Genomic DNA, 3524 nt, shown 5'->3' on the forward strand with positions numbered 1-3524 from the left:
CCGGCGTGCCGCCGTCGGGTTCGCGGGCTGCGCCCCGCGCTTCGTGCCGAATCGGGTCTATTCCGGCGCTGACCCCTGACGCCTCTCTCCCAGCTCGCCGGTCTTGGAACCGCGTGCTTCGACTCCCCAAAAGGCGAAAATTATGCAGTTGGAGGGGGGGCATGTTGTCGCTGACTGCACGTGCTGGGACTAGCAAAAACTTCTAGAATGGCAAAAAGCCTTCTGGTTCAAGGCGGAAAGTCATGAACTGGAGTAAGGCCATCAGGACGGTCTACGACCGGCAATAACGAAGGGGGAGACGAATGATCGGTCGTGGATCTGAATGGCGTCGTTGGGAACCGCATATCCATGCGCCGGGCACCGTTCTCAACAATCAATTCGGTGGTGGCTCTGCTTGGGACACTTACCTCGAAAGCCTTGAGGCCGCGACGCCGAAGATCGAGGCGCTTGCGGTAACGGACTACTATCTCACAGACACCTACGAAGAGGTCTTGTCGCACAAAGCGGCGGGCCGTTTGCCCAATGTGCAGCTCATCTTCCCAAATGTTGAACTGCGCCTAGATGTCGCCGCCAAGACTGGCTTTGTCAATTTGCACCTTCTCGTCAGCCCCGAAGACTCAAATCACGTCGCTGAGCTGCATCGCATTCTTCAACGGCTCCAGTTTCAGGCGCATGGCGACACCTTCAACTGCACCCGAGCCGACCTGATCTCACTCGGCAAGAAGGCCGACACGAGCATCACCGATGATCGCGCGGCCCTTGCACATGGCGCCACTCAGTTCAAAGTCAATTTCGACCAACTCCGCCGTGTCGTGCGCGAAAGCGAGTGGGCGAAAGCGAACATCCTCATCGCCGTAGCGGGCGCCGCCGGCGACGGCACATCGGGACTGCGTCAGGCGTCCGATACGACGATGCGCGAAGAAATCGAGAAGTTCGCACACGTCATCTTCTCAAGCAGTCCAGCGCAACGGGAGTTCTGGTCCGGACGTCGGAGCCTGACGCTCGATCAACTCCGCGAGCGATTTGGCGGATGCAAGCCGTGCCTGCATGGAAGTGACGCTCACGACCAGAAGACGGTCGGCCGACCCGTCGAAGATCGCTTTTCGTGGCTCAAGGGTGGCCTCGAATTCGATGCCCTGCGCCAAGCCTGCATCGACCCCGAAGGCCGCGCCCATGTCGGTACGGAGCCGCCGCGCACTGCGCTTCCGTCGCAGGTAATCTCGCATGTAACGATCGCCGATGGGGACTGGGCGACCACTCCTGACATCCCGCTAAACCCGGGCCTTGTCGCCATTATCGGCGCGCGTGGCTCCGGCAAGACCGCTCTTGCTGACATGATTGCAGCAGGATGCGATGCGATAACGCCCGTGGCATGGCGCGCGAACGAGAACGCCAGCCCCTCGTTCTTGGTCCGTGCTCGCAAGCTACTAGGCGAAGCGTCCGCCACGCTGACCTGGGGCGGCGGCGCGAAGGTCACGCGCTTTCTCGACGGTCGCGACGCGAACAGCCACCTGTCCTTTCCACGCGCGCGCTATCTCTCACAACAATTTGTCGAAGAGCTGTGCTCTGCGAATGGAGTGTCGGACGGACTTATCGCTGAAATCGAACGGGTCATATTCGAGCTCATCCGCAGGACGACCGCGAAGGCGCCATCGATTTCGCCGAGTTGCGCGACTATCGCACCGCCCGCTTCCAGCAGGCGCGCGAGCGAGAGGCCGATGCGATCGCGGACGTTCCGATCGCATCGCCGCGGAGTTCGAGAAAGAGGCGTCGATTGCTCACCTCACGGCCCAAGTCGCGCAGAAGGCCGGACAAATCAAGAGCTACAACCAAGACCTAGCCAAGCTCGTAGTCAAAGGCACCGAAGCTCAAGCCCAGCGGCACACGCAGCTAGGCCAGGCCGTCCAGGCGATCCGCGGGACGATTCAGGCCTACGGCAACCAGCGCCGGACCTTTCTTGCCTTGCAGGACGAAGTCGCCAGCACGCGCGCAACCAAGGCCCCGGAACTCTTGCGCCAGGCCAAGGAGCGCCACCAGCACAGTGGACTAAACCCGCAGCAATGGGACGAATTCCTGCTCATCTACAAAGGCGACGTGGACAAGAGCCTGGCCGGCTACGTGGCTTGGGCCGACAAGCAGATCGCGACCCTTACCGGCCCGTCCGTTCCCGCGGGCGATCCTAATACGCCGTTCTTCCCCGACACGGTTGACCTGACGACACTCACCCTGAACACGCTTCAGGCTGAGATGACCAGACTTGAAGCCTTGGTCAGCGCCGACAATCTCGTGCGAAAGCAGTATTCGGCCCTCTCGCAACGCATCGCCCAGGAAAACACTGCCCTTCAGACGCTCCAGTCGCGATTGACCGACGCTCAGGGCGCCGCCGCCCGTCGCAAGGATTTGCAGGCAGAACGCGATGCAACCTACAGCCGGGTCTTCCAGGCGATCATCAATGAACAGACGGCGCTTGCCGATCTTTACGCGCCCTTGATGGCGCGCCTCACGGCATCAACCGGCACGTTGCGCAAGCTCGGCTTCTCCGTCCGGCGCGTCGTCGATGTCGGAGCCTGGGCGGCCGTGGCCGAGGAGGAGCTTCTCGACAGACGAAAGGCCGGGCCGTTCCAGGGGCGTGGGGCCTTGACGTCCCTGGCGGAAACCACTCTTCGGCCTGCCTGGGAAACAGGATCAGCGTCTGACGTGCAAGCGGCTATGGCGAGTTTCATCTCGCTCTATATGCGGGACTTGATCGGCCATGCGCCCTATGCGCAAAGTCAGCAGGCGGAGTTCCGAAGCTGGCTGAAACAGTTCGCGCATTGGCTCTTCAACACCGCCCATATCTCAGTCCGCTACGAAATCGTCTACGACGGCATAGATATTCGCAAGCTCTCGCCCGGCACGCGAGGCATCGTGCTGCTTTTGCTCTATCTTGCGTTAGACGATGCTGACGACAGGCCGCTCATCATCGATCAGCCAGAAGAGAATCTTGATCCGAAGTCCGTATTCGATGAGCTGGTTGCGCTATTTATCGCCGCCAAGGCAAAGCGCCAAGTAATCATGGTCACGCACAATGCGAACCTGGTCATCAATACGGACGCAGATCAGATCATCGTCGCCGATGCTGGCCCTCATCCTGCCGGGGGGCTGCCCCCTATCAAATACATGGCTGGCGGTCTCGAAAACGCGGCCATCCGCACAGCCGTTTGCGACATCTTAGAAGGCGGCGAGGAAGCTTTTCGCGAGCGCGCACGCCGATTGCGGGTTAGGCTGGATCGCTGAAGGAAATCTTTTCCCCGGCTTAGCCCGGCGTCTCGGCTGATGCCAGTTGCGTCTCATGGAATAGCGCAGAGGAAAGTGGGCGGCATACCCTCGATAACCTTGGCTTGGCTGCAATCGTTGGCGGTTCAACAAAAACTTCGACGGGCTTGGTATTTCTTGCCGAGCACCTAACATCGAACAGCGGTAGCTTGGCGAGGAATTTGGGGTGCTATCGGTACGTCCCGGCGTGCCGCCGTCGGGTTCGCGGG

Annotated in this window: 1 pseudogene; it reads left to right on the forward strand. The window is 60.7% G+C overall.

From position 1 onward, the window contains the following. Positions 1 to 302: 302 nt before the first annotated feature. Positions 303 to 3276 (forward strand): annotated as a pseudogene (locus BSZ31_RS17835) (TrlF family AAA-like ATPase). The last annotated feature ends 248 nt before the right edge of the window (positions 3277 to 3524 follow it).

The organism is Limnobacter sp. SAORIC-690 (assembly GCF_002954425.1).
GTDB classification, from domain to species: domain Bacteria; phylum Pseudomonadota; class Gammaproteobacteria; order Burkholderiales; family Burkholderiaceae_B; genus Limnobacter; species Limnobacter profundi.